Here is a 17,158-nt window from a genome sequence, read left to right on the forward strand (position 1 = left end):
CCGGGCAGGAAGACATAAAAAAGTAGGTTTTGGTTTCGATTGAAAGACTAGATGCGAAGGCGCTAGGCGGATGAGTTTTTTCAAAAAGGAGAAATTTTCATGATCACCAGATTTGCCAAGCCTGGTCTGTCTCTTTCCTGTTGTGCGCTGCTCGCAGCCTGCGGGGGAGTGCCTGCCAGCAATGAACTGCAATTCGACAATGACGGGAATGGCCGGTTCAGCGGAAGTGCGGGTGCAGGTTGGACGGCACAGGAGATCAGGACATTTGCTACCGGCCAGATTTGCGGCAATGGCCCTGTTGTGGACTTTAGCATCAGGGTTTTACCAACGGCACCGGACTACAAGATTTTTTCAGGCTCTTGCGCATCCGGAGAATATGGCTTGGCCGCGGCAGGAACTGGTCAGAACAACGTAGTGACCGCGCCGTCAGCGCCGTCAGTACCAGCCGCCCCGGTTGTGGCGCCGGGTGGAAGCGGTGCTGCCTGGGATGGCTCCACCCCATTCGTGGATTGATGAAGCGGCATCCTGTCTCCGTGACGTCAACAAAGGCGCCTTTGCCGGACCTCCGCTCCCCGGTAGCGGAGGCAGTGAAGCAGTTTGAAAGGCTCAGAGCTTTGGCAACTCCAATGGCGGCTGTGACGTTCCCTGCGCATCCCCCAGCGACGCCGACAGGCAGCTGCTTTGCACCTCGCGCCACATCGGCACGTTCAGGGACATCTGGCATTGCGCCATGAACATTCGGCCGTCGACTTGCAGGCAGCGCAGCTCTCCCAGCTCGACGCGGGAGCCGGATTTGTCCGTGCAGTAGCAGTCGATGGTCTTGCCGCCCGGTCCTTTCACATCCGCCAGCCCCAGGCCGGGCAGGGTGAGGAGGATTGTGGCAATAAGGGCTCTGGAATGTCGCATGGCTCTAGCATATCACAGAGGCAGCATTTGGCCAAAACATGAACAGCAATAGGCGCGCCCATGGTCCCCGAAGAACGGCTGGAACAGATCCTGCAGCGGTTTCAGTATCTTGAAGCCGCAATGGCGGATGGCGCCGGGGGCGGGGATATTGCGGCCTTGGCCAAGGAGTATTCCGATCTGCGGCCGGTTGCGGAACAGATCGGTGCCTACCGCAAGCTGCTGAACGACCTGGAGGAGGCCGAGCTGATGCTGGCGGATCCGGATATGAAAGATCTTGCGGAGGAGGAGATCCCGGCGCTGAAGGAGGCGATCCCGGAAGCGGAACATGCTTTGCAGCTGGCTTTGCTGCCCAAGGATGCCGCCGACACCCGCCCGGCGATGCTGGAGATCCGCCCTGGCACCGGCGGCGATGAGGCGGCGCTGTTTGCGGGTGACCTCTTGCGGATGTATCAGCGTTACGCCGAAGGGCAGGGCTGGAAGTTCGACATCATCGAAGAACAGCCGACCGAGCTGGGCGGCATCAAGGAAGTGGTGGCGCATATCAAGGGCGAGAATGTCTTTGCCCGGCTGAAGTATGAGTCGGGCGTGCACCGGGTGCAGCGGGTGCCGGCTACTGAGAGCGGCGGGCGTATCCATACCTCGGCAGCCACGGTGGCGGTGCTGCCGGAGGCAGAGGATGTGGACATTCATATCGACCCGAATGACATCCGCATCGATACCATGCGGGCGTCGGGGGCTGGCGGGCAGCATGTGAACACCACGGACTCTGCCGTCAGGATCACCCACTTGCCGACCGGGCTGATTGTGACCTCCTCGGAGAAATCGCAGCACCGCAACCGTGAGATTGCCATGCAGGTGCTGAAGACGCGGCTCTATGATCTGGAGCGGCAGCGGATCGACAGCGAGCGTTCGGCGGACCGGGCCAGCCAGGTGGGCTCCGGCGACCGCTCGGAGCGGATCCGGACCTATAATTTCCCGCAAGGCCGTATGACGGATCACCGGATCAACTTGACGCTATACAAGCTGGATCAGGTGGTTGGCGGCGATCTGGATGAGATCATCGACGCGCTGACGGCGGACAATCAGGCGCGGCTGCTGGCCGAGATGGGCCAGTAAAGAAGGAGCGGGGAGCATGGCGGAAACCGCGGCACAGGCGATGGCGGCAGCAACGGCGCGGCTGCGGGCGGCAGGGGTGCCGGACCCGGCGCGGGACGCGCGGGTGCTCTTGGCCCATGCCGCGCGGATAGAGGCCAGCCGGGTGACGCTGATTGCGCCCGAGGAGCTGGCACCGGAAATTGCCGAACGCTATGAGCAGCTGATTGCGCTCAGGGCGGTGCGGGTGCCGGTGTCGCATCTGATTGGCGAGCGGGAGTTCTACGGCCGCCGCTTCAAGGTGTCGCGTGACGTGCTGGACCCGCGGCCTGAAACCGAGATTTTGATCGAGGCGGCTCTGGCCGAGCCATATGAAAGGGTGCTGGACCTTGGCCTGGGATCTGGCTGCATCCTTGTGACGCTGCTGGCGGAGCGGCAGGAGGCCACCGGGCTGGGGGTTGATATCAGCGAAGCCGCCTGCCTGCAGGCCAGCGCCAATGCGGTGCTGCACCGGGTCGAGGCGCGTGCGGACATCCAGCGATCGGATTGGTTCGAAAACGTCGAGGGCCAGTTCGATCTGATTGTGTCAAACCCGCCTTATATCGCGCTGGATGAGATGGAAGGTCTGTCGGCGGAAGTGCGCGGCCACGAGCCGGGGATTGCCTTGACCGATGGCGGCGACGGGCTGGGGGCGTACCGCAAGATCGCGGCGGTAGTAGCCGGCCATCTGGCGCCGGGCGGGCGGCTGCTGCTGGAAATCGGCCCGACGCAAGGGGCGGCGGTAAGTGCATTGCTGGAGGCAGCGGGCCTCAGCGGGATTGCGGTGCTGCCGGATTTGGATGGCCGCGACCGTGTGGTGCGGGCGCATTGCGGCAAAAACCGGAGTCTCTAAGGCGAAAATTCGGGTTTTGATAAGAAAAATCACGGAAAATCATCTTGCGCCTCTTGTAAGGGGCTCCGTAAAGTGGTTACTCAGAGGCGCTGCTTGAGGCGAGAGCTTAAGAACAAGCCCTCCCGCAGCACCAAGCCCAAAAAGCTGATGATCCGGCGCTGAGGCGCGAAGATTGGATCTACGGCGCATTAATTCAAGGCTGACGTTAGGCAGATGAGATCGTCCAAATCACGTTCACGTTCCAAGTCGAACCGGAATCGCCCCAATGGCGCCAATGTGGTCAACCGGGTGTTCGACAGCTCGGGTCCCGAGGGCAAGGTGCGCGGCACTCCGCAACAGATTATCGACAAGTACAACCAGCTTGCCCGCGACGCGCAGCTGAGCAATGACCGGGTCGCGGCGGAGAACTTCCAGCAGCACGCCGAGCATTACCTGCGGATGCTGAACGAGGCGCAGCGCGAGATCGAGGCACGCCGCGAGGAGCAGGAGCGGCAGAACCGCGAGCGCCAGGCGGAGCGCGACCGCGAACGGGCCGAGCGCCTGGAACGCCAGGAGCGCGAGGCGGCGGCAACGGCAGCCGCGGCACCGGCAGCCGACCCGGCCGCGGCCCCTCAGCCTGAGGTGATCGACCCGCGCGGTGACAATGGCAATGGCGGCGACAGCGGGCTGGTTGAAACCCCCGAAAGCCAGGCGGAGGCGCCTGCAGAAGCACCGGCCGAAGCCCCTGCGAAGAAGGCTCCGGCCCGCAAGCCGCGCACGCGCAAGCCTGCAGCCAAGGCTGAGGAGGCTGCTGATGCGGCGCCGGCAGCCGAGGGCGGCGACGAGGAGCCCAAGCCCAAGAAGACCACCCGTTCGCGGGCCAAGCCGAAGCCGAAGGCCAAGCCGGATGAGGGTTCAGCAGACGCAGCGGAAGCCGCTGAATAATCAGGGTTTTCCTGTATTGTCCCGGTCAGAGAAGCTCTTGCAGCAAGTCTGGCCAGGCATCGAACGACGCTCCCATGCGGCCCATCGCGTGGGAGCCCAGATACAGCCGCTGCAGCGCGGTTGCTTTGCGCTCCAGCACATCCCGCGGCTGATCCGGGGCCGCTTCCTGAACAATTGAGTAAAGCGCGGTCCAAAGCCGTTGCGAGATACGGTGGCAGCGGGCTTCGCTTTCCGCGTCAAACGGTGCTGTCTCCACCATGACATTGCACAGGAAGCAGCCGATCCGCGGGGCCGGGCGCAGCGGGGTGTTTTCGGTGCGGTAGAAGAAATTGGTCAGCCGTTCCCGGGGCGGGGGGCCGTTCCGGTCGGTGAGTTCCGCCAGGGCTTTGGCCATCCGGGTCTCGCCGTAGCGGTCCAGCGCCTGCAGGTAGACAGAATGCTTGTCGGTGAAAGCCTTGTAGAAAGAGCCGCGGGTGAGGCCCATCGCCTCCAGCAGGTCGGGCAGGTTGGTGCCCGCATAGCCACGCTTCCAGAACAGCATCATGGCGCCTTCCAGGGCGTCTTCCTCGTCGAATTGCCGGGGTCTGCTCATGCACTGGCCTCTATCGCTGCAAACGCCGCCCGGCTGGAATGCGGGGCGGCGCAATGCGGAGAATAGTTCCGGGCAGACGTAGGTTCAACCGCAGCAGCGGTCAGGAGTCCGGCAGCTGCTGAGGGTGCTGGAAGCCCAGGTTAGGGCGCTGCGAGTGGGAAACGAATTTGACGGAGCCTTCCTGCAGTCCGGCATGAACGGTGCTCCAGTTGGCCTGGTTCTGGGCCAGCAGATTGGCCTTGTCCTGCAGGAAACGGTCTTTCACCTCGGCCGACCAGGTGACGTAGAGTTTGTCATCCGAAATGAACCAGCCGTTGATGAAATCGGTTTCGGCGGCATAGCCATGAGCCACAGCCCAGGCGCACCAGCCGTTGTTCTGCGGGGCGTATTTCTCAGGCGCGGCGGCAAAGCTGTCGCGGTTCTCCGCAGAGGCAAACAGCCAGGTGCGGCCCTTGTAGGCATGGCGGAACGCCTGATCTCCCTTGGTGGCGGAACCGGCGGTGAAATAGGCCACCGGGTCAAAGCCGTCCATGGCGATACCGCGGCTGGTGGAGTTGACAATATGGCTTGTCAGCCCCTCTGAGCCCGCTTCTGCCTGCGGGCTGCCAAGCATCAGCGACAGGGCGCAAAGCGATGTGAGCAGAAGTTTCTTCATGGGTACCTCCCTTTGGTACTGGTTGGAATTCTTATTATGGAACCAATCAGTACATAACGGGCGGTGCCGGGCAATTCACAAGAATTTCACGATGCTGTGAAGGAGACATGAAGCAGGCCCCGGCGGCCAGCGGCCCGGAGCCTTTAAGCTGTTGAAACTAAAGTATCAGATCAGGCGTTGTGGCCGAGTACCCGAAGGTAGCGGCGGACAGCCTCTGGGAAGCCCAGCATCAGTGCGTCAGCCGTCAGGCCGTGGCCAATGGAGACCTCGGCCAGATCCGGGACCGCCTGCCGCAGGCCGGGGAGATTCTCAACTGTCAGATCGTGGCCTGCATTCATCATCAGACCGCCGAGAGCGCGGGCGGCGTCGGCGGTATCCTTGATTTTTGCCAGTTCACGGGCGGTTGCTTCCGGCCCAGCTTGCTCGGCATAGGGCCCGGTGTAGAACTCAATCCGGTCGGCGCCGGCCTGCTGTGCCAGAGCCGGATCTGCCGGGTTGGCGTCCACGAAATAGGAAACCCGGATGCCTGCGGCTTTGAACTCCTCGGCGATGGGCAGGAGCATTTCACCGTCCTTGGCAAAGTCCCAGCCATGGTCCGAGGTGGATTGCTCCGGCGTGTCCGGCACCAGGGTCACTTGATGCGGCTTGTTCTCCAGCACCAGATCGATGAAATGGCGGGTCGGGTAGCCTTCGATGTTGAACTCCGTTTCCGGAAACTCTTCGCGGGTCAGCTTTGCCAGTGCGGGCAGATCGGAAAAGCGGATATGGCGCTCGTCCGGGCGCGGATGCACGGTGATGCCATGGGCGCCCGCCTGCAGGATGGCGCGGGAGATGTCGATCAGGTTCGGCCAGGGCACCTCTCGCCGGTTGCGCAGATAGGCAACGGCGTTGACGTTCACGGACAAAAGGGTCGGGCGGGGCGTGGCGGTCTGGTTCATCGGAAAACGGGCTCCGGTAAGGAATTCGGGAAAAGGTCAGGCTTTGGCAACTTCACGGGCCAGGGCGCAGAAGGCCTCGAGGCTCACCTGCTCGGCGCGTTCGGTCGGCGGGATGCCTGCAGCGGTGAGATGCGCCTCGATATCGGGAGAGATGCCCTTGAGCGAGGCGCGCAGCATCTTGCGGCGCTGGTTGAAAGCGGCAGCCACGACACGGGACAGGACAGCCGCATCCGCCTCGAACCGCGGTTCGGGCAGGGCGTCCAGATGCACCACAGCGCTGGAGACTTTTGGCGGCGGGGTAAAGGCGCCGGGCGGCAGCGATAGCACGATTTTAGCCTCCGCGCGCCACTGGGCCAGGATCGCCAGGCGGCCATAGGCTTTGGAGCCGGGCTGAGCGACGATGCGCTCGGCCACCTCGCGCTGGAACATCAGGGTGAGGCTTTGCCAGACCGGCGGCCAGTCCTTGGGCGTCAGCCAGCGCACCAAGAGTTCGGTGCCGACGTTGTAGGGCAGGTTGGCGGCGATGCGGATCGGCGGGGGGAGGTGGTCGAGCGGGTCGATCTCCAGCGCGTCGCCGTTGATGACGTCGAAACGGCCCGGATAGGCATCGGCGATCTCCTGCAGCGCGGGCAGGCAGCGGCTGTCTTTCTCCACCGCCAGCACCCGGCGGGCGCCTTCGGCCAGGAGGCCGCGGGTCAAGCCGCCGGGGCCGGGGCCGATCTCGAGCACGTCGCAGGTGGTGAGATCGCCTGCTTGCCGCGCGATCTTGGCAGTCAGGTTCAGGTCCAGAAGGAAGTTCTGGCCCAGCGATTTACGTGCTGACAGCTGATGCGTTGCGATCACTTCACGCAAGGGAGGAAGAGAGTCGATAGCGCTCATGTCATCTGGACCTTGGGGCTGGGCGCGGGCGGTGCGCAGAAATTTTCATGCCTCCGGCGGGGATATTTCCAGCCAGAAGAAGAATCAAGGGCTGGCGGCCATCGACTGCGCCAGCTTCAGGGCTTCGATGAGGCTGGTTGGATTGGCCTGGCCGGTGCCTGCAATGTCGAAGGCGGTGCCGTGGTCGGGCGAGGTGCGTATGAAGGGCAGGCCCAGGGTCACGTTGACGCCGCGGTCGAAGTCCAGCGTCTTGATCGGGATCAGCGCCTGATCGTGGTACATGCAGACCGCTGCGTCATAGCGGGCGCGGGCGGCGGCGTGGAACATTGTATCGGCCGGATGCGGGCCGGTGATGTTCAGGCCTTCGCTTTGCATCTGCTGCACCAGCGGGGTGATCCAATCGAGCTCCTCGGAGCCCATGGCGCCGCCTTCGCCCGCGTGCGGGTTGAGACCTGCAACAGCAATGCGGGGTGCGTTGATGCCGAATTGATCCTGCAAACCCGCAACGGTGATTTCCACTGTTTCGCGCAGGATCTCCGGCGTCAGCGCCCTAGGCACGTCGCAGAGGGCGATGTGGATGGTGGCAGGCACCACCCGCAGCTGTTCACTGGCCAGCATCATGACCACCCGCTTGCGGCCTGCGAGGGCCGCCAGGAATTCGGTATGCCCCTGGTAGGCAAAGCCTGCGCCGTCGATCAGCGCCTTCTTGTGGATCGGCGCGGTGCAGACGGCAGAGGCCTCGCCGGACTGCACCAGTTTCACCGCGGTTTCGATGGACTGGATCACACCTGTGGCATTGGCTGGGTCGGCGGTGCCTTTAACGGTGCCGCCGCCAAAGACCAGCGGCAATACGGGAAAGTGGCCGGCACAGACGCTGGCGGCTTCAGAGGGCGCTGCAATTTCCCGGACCGGTGTGCCTGCAGGCAGGTGGCGCGGGTCGCCGATCCAGAAGAAAGGGCAGCTGCTGCGCAACGCTTCCCAGGCTTTGACGGAAATTTCCGGACCGATGCCGGCGGGTTCGCCGCAACTGAGGGCAATGGGTCCGGAAACAGTCATTTGGTGCTGATCCGGGCGTCTGCGCGCAATTGTTCCAGATGGCTGTCGACCAGAGACGTCATCCGCTGTGCGGTGAGCGCATTGGCGACGGTTTCGCGCGAGCTGTCCTCGCCCAGGTCAGCAGTGCGGCCGCAGAGCATCAGCAGCATCAGCGTTTGCCCGTTGTTGCGGGTCAGCGCGGTAGAGGTCTCACCCGGATCCAGCTTGGCCAGTTCCAGCGCGACATCGTTCGGGATCTCCGAAGGGGGCAGGCTCAGGATTTCCAGAACCGAAGGGTCCTGGCCCTGGGCAAGCCCGTAGAAATCCTCGCAGGTGTCCGTGCCGTCAACGGCTTTCTGCGCCGCGGAAAGGGCGTCCGGCGTGCGCCCGCCCGGAATGTAGTAGGCCGCGTATTCGATAGCCGTAAAGCGCGGTGCCGCACCTTCCACTTCGCGCACGCTTCGCATCTGGAACAGTGCAACAGCGCCCTGCAGCGGCAGCGGTTCGGAAATCTCGCCCGGTTTCAGGGCCAGAACAACTTCCTGCAGCTGAGGCGGCAGTTTGGTCAGTGCCATCCACGGCAGGCGGCCGCCATCATTGCGGCTGCTGGCTGCAGAATACTGGGCCGCCGCCGCCGAGAAGCTGTCATAACCCTTGAGCTGGGAGACTTGCTCGATCAGAGGCTCGACCTGGGCGGCGTTCTGCTCGTTAATCGGCACGATGAATTCGCTGAGCAACACCTGCACGCTGCCGGTGCCTGCCGAACCCATGGCACGGTCGATTTCCTCGGGGGTGGGGCGGGCCCGGGACAGGAAGCGGGCGGCGGTATATTCACGCCAGCCGATCCCGATTCTGGTGAAGTCCCGCAGGGTCTGCGGGTCGACGCCCTGCTGCTGCAGCGCAGTGAGGAAGTCGTTCAAGGACAGGTTCGCGCGGGAGGCCAGCTCTTCCATTCCGGCGGTCACCTCTTCAGGGCTGGGCTCGATACCCGCCTGCTTCATGACCGCAAGCTTCAGCCGGTCGTCGATCAGCTCCTTGCGGGCGGTTTCCTGAGGGTCGCCTGGCACCCGGAGCGCGGCCTGGAAGCGGGCGCGCTGCTCCAATTCATAACGGGTGATGACGCCGTCATTCACGATGATTGCAGGGGCAAAGAGGCTTTGCGCTGCTGCCGGCGTGCCGTTCCAGGCAAGCCCTGCCGCCAGCGCCAGCGCGGCGGCGGATTTGAGAGCACGGGAAAGGAAGGGAGCCGGGAACCGGGTATTCACGTCTTGCTGCATGACCGCCTGTACTGTTTGCTGCCGCTTTTCACGGAAAATCCGCTGAGCGAGATGGTAAAGCCGAAATCGGTTGTCGGCTCAACACTTGTTGTTGAGGTATAGCGGCGGTTGACCGAGAGGTCGACCGTCACGCATTCGTTGCTGTAGGCCAGCCCGAGGCCCGCACGGGTGGCTCTGGCGTCGGACACATCGTAGCGAAGCCGGGCGCTGGCCGACCAGCTGGGGTTGAGATCGTAACTGCCGTCGAACCAAAGTTCGGAGGTTTCCTCGTTCCGTTCTTCGTCCGGATCGGTGCCCAGCCACAGATAGGTGCCCGTCAGACTGGAGCGGCCGGTGTGCCAGTCGCCGCGCAGTTCGGCCTTGGAGAAGTTCAGCGACCCGTTCAGCAGCCCGCGGCTGGAGATCGCCAGGCCTTCGCCGAATTTAATCTGCCCTGCCAGCAGGATATCCGAGGAGGTGCCGCCCAGGCCGGAGCTTTTGGTGAACCGGCTGTCGCTGTCGCTGCGCAGCACCTGGCCAACAGTGGCATAGGCCTGCCAGCCAGTGGGCGCGTAACGGGCCCAGTTGGCGCCATAGACCAGGGTCAGCCCATCCTCGCGTGCGTCGTCCGCCGGAAAGCGGGACAGGGACAGCAGGTTGCCTTGATCGAATTCGACAAAACGGCTTTCTTCGCTCACCACCTCGCCGCCGCCTTCGTCGCGCCAGCCCAGCTGCAGGATCGGCTCCAGATACTGGGTGGCGCCATTGGTTTCCCAGCGGCTCATCGGCAGCCGGAAAGTCAGTGCGCTATGCGGGGTGAGGCGGGTGACCTCTTCGGTGAACACGTCATCGTCATAGGCGCGGAATGCATCTGCGGCCGCACCGATTTCCCATTCCGCCAGCACGCCATAGCCCAACTGCCAATTGCGGCGCCAGTCGATGCCGGCGGTCAGGCGGGTCAGATCACGCCCATTGATGTCGGTCGCCGTGGCAGACAGGCTGGAGCTGCGGTGGTGGCCGTGCCCCTGCAGTGTCAGCCGCAGCTCTCCGCCGGTCAGGCTGGGATGATGGCGGGTTTGATAGAAGGCTTCGGCGATTCCGGAGGGAATGGTCGCCTGGTCCTCGCTGTCCCGCAGCGTCTTGTAGTGCGTTAGCGAGGTGCGGAACAGGCTGTCGCGCTTGGCGCGGGACAGCACCACGTCCGAACGCAAGCGGTCGAGATCCGGCAGGCCGTAGTCAGCGAGATAGGCATCGTCCGACACTGCTTTGATATCAAAGGTGAACCGGAAGTCCTGCGGCAGGTCGAACCGGCCTTCGCCGAAGATATAGCCGCGGTCTTCGCCGGGAAACAGGTCATCGCGGGTATAGGCGCCGCTGAGCTCGATCCGGCCGCGGCGGAAAGCTTGCCGGTAGCGCAGGTCCAGCGTCTGGGTGCTGGAGGAGACATAAGGCGCGACTGTCAGGTCGCGGTGCGGGCCGAGAGTGAAGAAGTAAGGCACCCGGATGCCGGTGCCAAGGTTGGAGGTAGAGCGCAGCGACGGGATGAGGAAACCTGTGGCCCGCTCCAGCGACGGATCCGGCAGGCGGATGGCCGGAAAGTAGAAGACCGGTACATCCAGCACCCGCAGCTGGGCGCTTTCGAAGTAAAGCTGGCGTTCCTGCTGGTCATGGGTGACCCGCTCGGCCCGGATCTGCCACAGCGGCGGGCGGCCATCCTCGCAGACATGGCAGGAGGTCACCGCTGTCTTGTAGAGCTGGGTATAGCGGCCGCTGACCCGGGTCATCTGCAGAGAGGCCAGCTGCAGCTGCTGCTGGAATACCATGCGGGCGCCGGTCAAAAGGCCGTTGCGCAGGTCGCGGTCCAGCTCGGCGGCATTGGCCAGGATGGTGATATCGCCGTCCTGGTCGATGCGGATCGGCCCCTCAATCTGCAAGGTGCCCGTGGTCTGGTCAAAGGTGATTTTCCCGGCGCGCAAGCGGGTATTGCCCTGAAACGCCTCGACGTTGCCCTCGGCAACCAGAGTGCGGTCCGGGGTGATAAAGACCTGATCGGCCACCAGCATCGCGGGTTGCGCAGGATCCGGCGGCGCAGCGGTCTGCGCCTGCGGGGCAGGGGCAGACAGCACCAGCCAGGGCAGCACGGCGGAAAGAAGCAGCGCGCGGCGCATTTTACCCGTCTTCGGCATGAAGCAGCAGTCCCAAGGTCAACAATATTGCGGCAGCAGGCGGCGCCCAGGCGGCAAGCGCCACCGGGATTTGCCCGTTCTCGCCAAGGATTTGCGCGAAATTGCGGATGAAATAAAGCCCGAATCCCAAAAGCACCGCCATCAGCACTGCCAGACCGGTGCCGCCAAAACGCGCGTGCCGCATGGTAAAGGAAGCGCCGACCAGCACCATGGCAATCAGGAACAGCGGCCGCGCCAGCTCCGCCTGATAGCGGACCTCATAGCGCTTGGTGGTGAAGCCGGCGGCTGAAAGCTCGCGGATGGTGGCGGGCAGATCATAGATCGAGATGCCGCTGGCGGTGCCCAGCGTGTCACGGATGCGGTCGGTGGTCAGCGTGGTTGGCAATTGCAGTTCATCGTGCTGCGCAGCGCCGGTCTCGGGGTTGATACCGGCTGCCAGCGGCCAGGATTTGGCGTTGGCCAGCACCCAGTTGCTGCCTTCCAGCCGGGCGCTTTCCGCGGTGATGCGGCGCACTGGGCCGCCCGCAGTGGTGTAGCTGTGGATCGACACATCATGCAGGGTAATATCAGCAGCATCGCCGCTGTAGCCTTTGGCATGAATCACCGACTGGCCCTGAGCGCCGCCTTGGCGCAGCCACAGACCTTCACCGGACAGCGACAGCGCCGAGGGGCCGCCATTGTGATAGGTCTCGGCCAGATCCTGGTAGCGGTTGGCAGTGGCCGCCGCGATCGGGTTCAGCGTGGTGACGGCAAGACCGCCTATGGCAGCTGCCACCAGCACCGGCGCCGCCAGTGCCCGGATGCCGGAGCGGCCGATGGCGCGGGTCACCACCAGTTCACTGCTGCGGGCCAGGCCGACAAACAGCACGATGGTGGTCAGAATCATGATCAGCGGCAGGAACTCGCTGAGTGCCACCGGGATGTTCAGCAGCGTCAGCCCCAGCAGTTGCGCCAGGCTGAGGTCCAGCGCGTCAAAGCGGCGGATCTGCTCGTTCAGGTCGATCAGCACCACCAGTGTCATCAGCACTGCAACAATCACCAGGAACCATTGCAGAAAACGGCGGGCATAATAGAGGTCAAGTTTCATGCGCTGACCTCCGGCGGCAGCGCCCGGGACCGTTTCGGCCGTGCCGCCAGGGTCAGGAAAATCAGCGCGACGGAAAGCCCCAGCAAGGTCGGCAGATAGATCAGCGGCCACAGGCCGGGGTCTTTCAGCACCGGTTCCGAGACCACTCCGCGCAGGCCTTCGACAAAGATCAGCACCACAAAGGCGAGGAAAGCCTGCCGCCAGACGCCGAACCGGGAAAACGTGCCCAGCATCAGCGAAGAGAAACCGATCAAGGCAACTGCGACGCAGACAAGGGCCCGGGCGAACCGAAGGTGGAGTTCCTCGGCCTGAGCGCCTGCCGAATAGCCGTCGCTGTTGGTGACGGCCTCGGTCCGGGTCATCAGCTCAAGACTGGGGATAGCGCGGATGTTGCGCGCGCGATTGTTAGCTTCGCGGGCCAGTGCGCTGATATCGTATGAGAAATCTGAGAAGAAAGTGGTCGAGAGCCGCTGCGTTTTGTTGTCCAGCCGCTGCGCCATGCCCTCAACCATGATCAGATGCGCGCTGTCTCCTTCGCGGACCAGAAAGGCACGGGCGCCAGTGTAGGTCACGGTTATCTCCGGATCGCGGCGGTCCGACAGGAAGACGTCGTTCAGGGTGCCGTCCAGGTCGATTTGGCGGATGTAGAAGGTCACGCCCTCGGCCGGGTGCAGAAAGTCGCCTTCGCTCAGCAGCTTAGCAGTGATATTGCGCGACACCTCGCTTTCACGCACTTCCAGCTGGCTGATCGAGGCGGGCAGCAAGTAATGGGTAAGGGCCGACATCATCAGCGCGGTGATCACGCCAAAGGCCAGGGCGGGGCGCGCCATCTGCCAGGGGCTGGTGCCGGTGGCGCGCAGCACGGTCAGCTCGCTTTCGCTGTTCAGACGGTTGGTGACCCAGACTGCGGCGCCGAAGGCTGCGATCGGCAGCACCATGCGGATCAGGTTTGGCAGGGCCAGCGCGGTGAATTCCAAGAACACCAGCGCGGATTGGCCGTTGCCGATCAGCCGGTCAAACAGCACAACGGCCCGGTTGACCCAAAAGACGGCCACCAGGATCAGCGCAAAAAAGCCGAAAAAGAGCAGATATTGTGACAGCACATATCTGTCGTAGCGTGACACCCGATCCCCCCAGATCTTGCCATTGTTATTTTCCGGGACCTTAGAGGATTTGATTGGCGGGGAAAACTGCATTCTCGTTTCCGGTGCAGGACCGGCGGCGGACCGCGGATGCAAAAGCCGTCAGGGCAGGTCTGGCCAACGGCGCCCGGGCAGGATACCTCTTGAGCCAACAATCAAGCGATATCAGCAGGAGAGAGTGGAATGAGCAGCCTTACCCCGGTCCGTTTTGCCGAATACGATCCCAAAGCCCTGGCCGCAATGACCGGCTGCGTGGCGGTGATGGTGACTCCCGAGGGCAGCCTGGATCAGGCCGCACGCAGTGCCAACCGGCTCTCCAAGGGCGCTATTGCCCGGCTGATCGAATCGGAAGGTTTCAAAAAGGCCAAGACCGGCGACGTGATTCCGCTGGCCTGGCCCGCAGGCATGCAGGCCGAGGCCTTGCTGGTTGCAGTACTGCCGCGCAAGCTCACTCCGGTGGAAGCGCGCCAGGCAGGCGCCAAGCTGGCCAAGGCGGCAGGCGGCAAACCGTTGACGGTGATGGCAGGCAGCATGAACAAGGCGGCCGACCTGACCATGGGCATTGCGCTGCGCGACTACGGCTTTGACAACCACAAGTCCCCTAAGGAGGACAAACCTGCTGCGGAAGCGGTGATTGCGGCCAAATCCCCCGCTGATCTTGAGGCCGCTTGCACACCGCTTTTAGCGGTGGCTGAAGGCGTGCATATGACCCGCGATCTGGTCAATGAGCCTGCGAACGTGCTGACCACCACCGAGTTCGCCCGCCGTATCGAAGAGATGAAAGACATCGGCCTGGAAGTCGAGGTTCTGGAAGAGGCCGAGCTGGAAAAGCTGGGCATGCGCACGCTCCTGAGCGTCGGGCAGGGATCGGACAGCCCTTCCAAGGTGGCGGTGATGCAGTGGAAGGGCGGCGCCAAGGATGCAGCCCCTCTCGCACTGGTCGGCAAGGGCGTGGTGTTCGACACCGGCGGTATCTCGCTGAAGCCTGCCGGCGGCATGGAAGACATGACCATGGACATGGGCGGTGCAGGCGTTGTGACCGGCACCATGAAGGCGCTGGCACTGCGCAAAGCCAAAGCAAATGTAGTCGGGCTGGTGGGGCTGGTTGAGAACATGCCCTCTGGCAATGCCACCCGCCCGGGCGATGTGGTGAAGTCGATGAAAGGCGACACGGTCGAAATCATCAACACCGACGCAGAGGGCCGCTTGGTGCTGTGCGATGTGCTGTGGTACGCGCAAGAGCGCTTCAAGCCGGCTGGCGTGATCGACCTGGCAACCTTGACCGGTGCGATCATCATCGGGCTGGGACATGAGAACGCGGGTGTGTTCTCCAATGACGACGAACTGTGCAATGCCTTCCTGAAGGCAGCCAAGTCCGAGGACGAAGGCGCCTGGCGGATGCCCTTGGGCAAGGCCTATGACGATCAGCTGAAATCCCGCATTGCGGATATGAAGAACGTCGGCGGCCGCCCGGCGGGCTCGATCACCGCGGCGCAATTCCTGAAGCGCTTCATCAAGGACGGGATGCCCTGGATCCACTTGGATATTGCGGGGGTTGCCTCGGTGAAGTCCGAAACCGCCTACGCGCCCAAAGGGGCCACCGGCTGGGGGGTGATGGCGCTGAACCGGCTGGTCGCGGATAAGTTCGAGTCGGAATAAACGCCGATGGGGGCTGCCTACTTCTATCATCTGACCCGCGGGCCGCTGGAGGAGACCTTGCCGGTGCTCCTGGGCAAGGCGCGCGGGGCAGGCTGGCGCATCGCAGTGCGCGGGCGCGATCCCGAGCGCCTCGCCTGGCTGGATGACCGCCTGTGGCTGGGGCCGGAGGAGAGTTTTCTGGCCCATGGCCTGGCGGGCGGCCCCCATGATGCGCTGCAACCGGTGCTGCTGACGGCAGGGCCGGAGGCGGCGAATGAGCCTGATTGCGTGATGGCGGTGGATGGCGCCGCAGTCACCCCGGAGGAGGTGCAGGCGCTGCAGCGGGTTTGCATCTTGTTCGACGGCACCGATCCGGACGCGGTCCAGCATGCCCGCGGCCAATGGAAAAGCCTGACCGATGCGGGCTGTTCCGCCCAGTACTGGTCGGAGGAAAGCGGCCGCTGGGAAAAGAAGGCCGAAAAATAGCCCGTAAGCCCTCGGCTTTCGGCGGTTTTCTGCCAATTCCATTCAGATTTGTTTCAATTGTGCAGGAAACGCTCGCCTGAAACGCGCTTCCGCAGTATTGCTCCCCGCCAAAAGAACAAGACGACTGGGGGACAGATCACCATGAAGCGTGCGTTTTCGCGGGCGCGGCGGTTGCCGCTTGTTGCAGCTGGGCTGCTGATCCTGGCCAATTGCGCAGGCCAGAACAGCGGATCGGTCAGCCGGGCGGAGGTCGAGGCCGAGCGCCTGGAGTATGCCGTGAGCCAAGTGGAAAACCTGCAGTCCAGTGGCAAGCGTGTCTGGTGCGTGCCTTTTGCCCGCAATGCCAGCGGTATCGAGATCTACGGCAACGCCAAGACCTGGTGGGGACAGGCGGAGGGCCAGTTTGCGCGCGGGCAGGAACCGCAGGCCGGCGCGGTAATGGCCTTCAGCGCGACCCGCAGCAACCCGCTGGGCCATGTGGCGGTGGTGTCCAAGGTTGAAGACACCCGTCGGATCGAGGTCAACCACGCCAACTGGCACCGCAACAAAGTGTCTTTGGGCATGGCGGTGATTGATGTCTCTGAAGAAAACGACTGGTCCGAGGTGCGGCTGGAAAGCAACCCGGGCGCCTTCGGCCGGGTTTATCCGGTCTCCGGTTTTATCATGCCGTCTTTGGAAGACGGCTGAAACAAAGGGGAGGGGCGCTGCCCCTTTTGGCCTGCGGCCAATTCACCCCGGGATATTTTCAGCCAGATGAATAAAGGATCCAGTGCTTTTTGGGGTCCCCAATACTCCCGCCTGAGGCATGGGCCGCAAGGCCCGGCTTCAGCGGGTCAGAACCAGCGCACCGTTGCGGATTTCGATGCTCGACCAGCGCTGCAGGTAGCCCATTCCCAAAAGCGACTGCTCCAGTTCCCCTTGATTGACCCAGACGCGCACGTCTTTGTCGGTAATGCCGCCAAGCGAAATTTCGTCTATCCAGACTGAGGCAGTGCGCACTTCGCCATTAGCGGTGCGGGCGCGGCCCAAGTAAGCAAGGTTCTCGGTGTCGATCCCGGCACGTGTCGCGTCGGCAGCGTTAAGCACAACCTGGCTGGCGCCGGTATCCACCAGGAACTCGATCGCCTTGCCGTTCACATCCAGCGTCAGGTAGTAGTGCCCGTCCGGCGACCGCGGCACCTCGACCCGGCCGGCATCCACGGCAACGCTTTGCTGCGGACGGACGGTCTGGCGGATATCTTCCCATAGGCCGTAAGACGCGATGACGCCGAGGAAAATGAAGCCCCAGACGGCAAACATCTGCAGGGTTTTGCCAATGCTTTGGCGGTTCTGCACAAAGACCCATGATCCGACTGCAATCAGCAGCAGCACCAGGTAGACAAATCTGCCGATCTCATATTCGCCCATCTGCTCACCTCCTGATATAAATGTAGGCGGGCCGGGGCGTTAT

At 63.3% G+C, this 17,158-nt stretch carries 18 protein-coding genes; 7 read left to right on the forward strand and 11 right to left on the reverse strand.

Translation table 11 applies throughout. The features are described from left to right. Positions 1-99 precede the first annotated feature (99 nt). Positions 100-513, forward strand: coding sequence for a hypothetical protein (locus tag RA19_RS26105; protein ID WP_082020473.1), 414 nt, complete (start codon positions 100-102; stop codon positions 511-513). A 93-nt stretch (positions 514-606) separates the two neighbouring features. Here RA19_RS26105 and RA19_RS07130 read toward each other — a convergent pair whose 3' ends face one another. Next, the gene (locus RA19_RS07130; RefSeq protein ID WP_039161010.1) at positions 607-906 is read right to left on the reverse strand and encodes a hypothetical protein; all 300 of its coding nucleotides are present in this window, start codon (positions 904-906) and stop codon (positions 607-609) included. A gap of 60 nt (positions 907-966) precedes the next feature. On the opposite strand from RA19_RS07130, the gene prfA reads away from it, so the two are divergent. The 3 genes from prfA to RA19_RS07145 all read left to right on the forward strand — a co-directional run bounded on the left by prfA (position 967) and on the right by RA19_RS07145 (position 3,814). After that, positions 967-2,022, forward strand: a complete 1,056-nt coding sequence (gene prfA, locus RA19_RS07135; protein WP_039161012.1) for a peptide chain release factor 1 — start codon at positions 967-969, stop codon at positions 2,020-2,022. A 16-nt stretch (positions 2,023-2,038) separates the two neighbouring features. Continuing rightward, complete coding sequence (gene prmC / locus RA19_RS07140; RefSeq protein WP_039161013.1) at positions 2,039-2,890, forward strand: peptide chain release factor N(5)-glutamine methyltransferase; 852 nt, start codon at positions 2,039-2,041, stop codon at positions 2,888-2,890. Between the two features lie 213 nt (positions 2,891-3,103). Beyond that, a complete protein-coding gene (locus RA19_RS07145) occupies positions 3,104-3,814 on the forward strand; it encodes a DUF4167 domain-containing protein (RefSeq protein WP_039161014.1) in 711 nt (236 codons plus the stop codon). Between the two features lie 25 nt (positions 3,815-3,839). Here RA19_RS07145 and RA19_RS25695 read toward each other — a convergent pair whose 3' ends face one another. The 9 genes from RA19_RS25695 to lptF form a co-directional block, all read right to left on the reverse strand. Next, entirely contained in the window at positions 3,840-4,406 is a 567-nt protein-coding gene (locus tag RA19_RS25695; protein WP_052261688.1) for a TetR/AcrR family transcriptional regulator, read from the reverse strand. 100 nt (positions 4,407-4,506) lie between these two features. After that, positions 4,507-5,061 carry a YHS domain-containing (seleno)protein gene (locus RA19_RS07155; RefSeq protein WP_052261689.1) on the reverse strand — a complete coding sequence of 185 codons (555 nt, stop codon included), beginning with the start codon at positions 5,059-5,061 and terminating at the stop codon, positions 4,507-4,509. A 170-nt stretch (positions 5,062-5,231) separates the two neighbouring features. Further along, on the reverse strand, positions 5,232-5,999 hold the full coding sequence (locus tag RA19_RS07160) for a pyridoxine 5'-phosphate synthase (RefSeq protein WP_039161015.1): 768 nt from the start codon (positions 5,997-5,999) through the stop codon (positions 5,232-5,234). A 36-nt stretch (positions 6,000-6,035) separates the two neighbouring features. Continuing rightward, a complete protein-coding gene (gene rsmA / locus RA19_RS07165; RefSeq protein ID WP_039161017.1) occupies positions 6,036-6,878 on the reverse strand; it encodes a 16S rRNA (adenine(1518)-N(6)/adenine(1519)-N(6))-dimethyltransferase RsmA in 843 nt (280 codons plus the stop codon). 84 nt (positions 6,879-6,962) lie between these two features. Beyond that, positions 6,963-7,934, reverse strand: a complete 972-nt coding sequence (gene pdxA, locus RA19_RS07170) for a 4-hydroxythreonine-4-phosphate dehydrogenase PdxA (RefSeq protein WP_039161019.1) — start codon at positions 7,932-7,934, stop codon at positions 6,963-6,965. After that, entirely contained in the window at positions 7,931-9,190 is a 1,260-nt protein-coding gene (locus tag RA19_RS07175; RefSeq protein WP_039161020.1) for a peptidylprolyl isomerase, read from the reverse strand. Before RA19_RS07175 ends, pdxA begins: the two co-directional genes overlap by 4 nt. Then, positions 9,175-11,337 carry an LPS-assembly protein LptD gene (locus RA19_RS07180; protein WP_039161022.1) on the reverse strand — a complete coding sequence of 721 codons (2,163 nt, stop codon included), beginning with the start codon at positions 11,335-11,337 and terminating at the stop codon, positions 9,175-9,177. Before RA19_RS07180 ends, RA19_RS07175 begins: the two co-directional genes overlap by 16 nt. A gap of 1 nt (position 11,338) precedes the next feature. Further along, positions 11,339-12,442: an LPS export ABC transporter permease LptG gene (gene lptG, locus RA19_RS07185; protein WP_039161025.1), complete on the reverse strand. Its 1,104-nt coding sequence runs from the start codon at positions 12,440-12,442 to the stop codon at positions 11,339-11,341. Then, positions 12,439-13,566: an LPS export ABC transporter permease LptF gene (gene lptF, locus RA19_RS07190; protein WP_039161642.1), complete on the reverse strand. Its 1,128-nt coding sequence runs from the start codon at positions 13,564-13,566 to the stop codon at positions 12,439-12,441. The genes lptG and lptF overlap by 4 nt, the downstream gene beginning before the upstream one ends. Before the next feature lie 201 nt (positions 13,567-13,767). Between lptF and RA19_RS07195 the strand changes: the two genes are divergently transcribed. The 3 genes from RA19_RS07195 (at position 13,768) to RA19_RS07205 (ending at position 16,395) form a co-directional block, all read left to right on the forward strand. Beyond that, positions 13,768-15,243 carry a leucyl aminopeptidase gene (locus RA19_RS07195; protein WP_039161027.1) on the forward strand — a complete coding sequence of 492 codons (1,476 nt, stop codon included), beginning with the start codon at positions 13,768-13,770 and terminating at the stop codon, positions 15,241-15,243. 6 nt (positions 15,244-15,249) lie between these two features. Further along, positions 15,250-15,708 (forward strand): DNA polymerase III subunit chi, encoded by a 459-nt coding sequence (locus RA19_RS07200; RefSeq protein ID WP_039161029.1) that lies wholly within the window; start codon positions 15,250-15,252, stop codon positions 15,706-15,708. Positions 15,709-15,849: 141 nt separating this feature from the next. Continuing rightward, entirely contained in the window at positions 15,850-16,395 is a 546-nt protein-coding gene (locus RA19_RS07205) for a CHAP domain-containing protein (protein WP_039161031.1), read from the forward strand. 138 nt (positions 16,396-16,533) lie between these two features. Here RA19_RS07205 and RA19_RS07210 read toward each other — a convergent pair whose 3' ends face one another. Continuing rightward, a complete protein-coding gene (locus RA19_RS07210; RefSeq protein ID WP_039161033.1) occupies positions 16,534-17,115 on the reverse strand; it encodes a retropepsin-like aspartic protease family protein in 582 nt (193 codons plus the stop codon). Between the last annotated feature and the right edge of the window lie 43 nt (positions 17,116-17,158).

Source organism: Leisingera sp. ANG-M1 (assembly GCF_000813745.1).
Taxonomy (GTDB): domain Bacteria; phylum Pseudomonadota; class Alphaproteobacteria; order Rhodobacterales; family Rhodobacteraceae; genus Leisingera.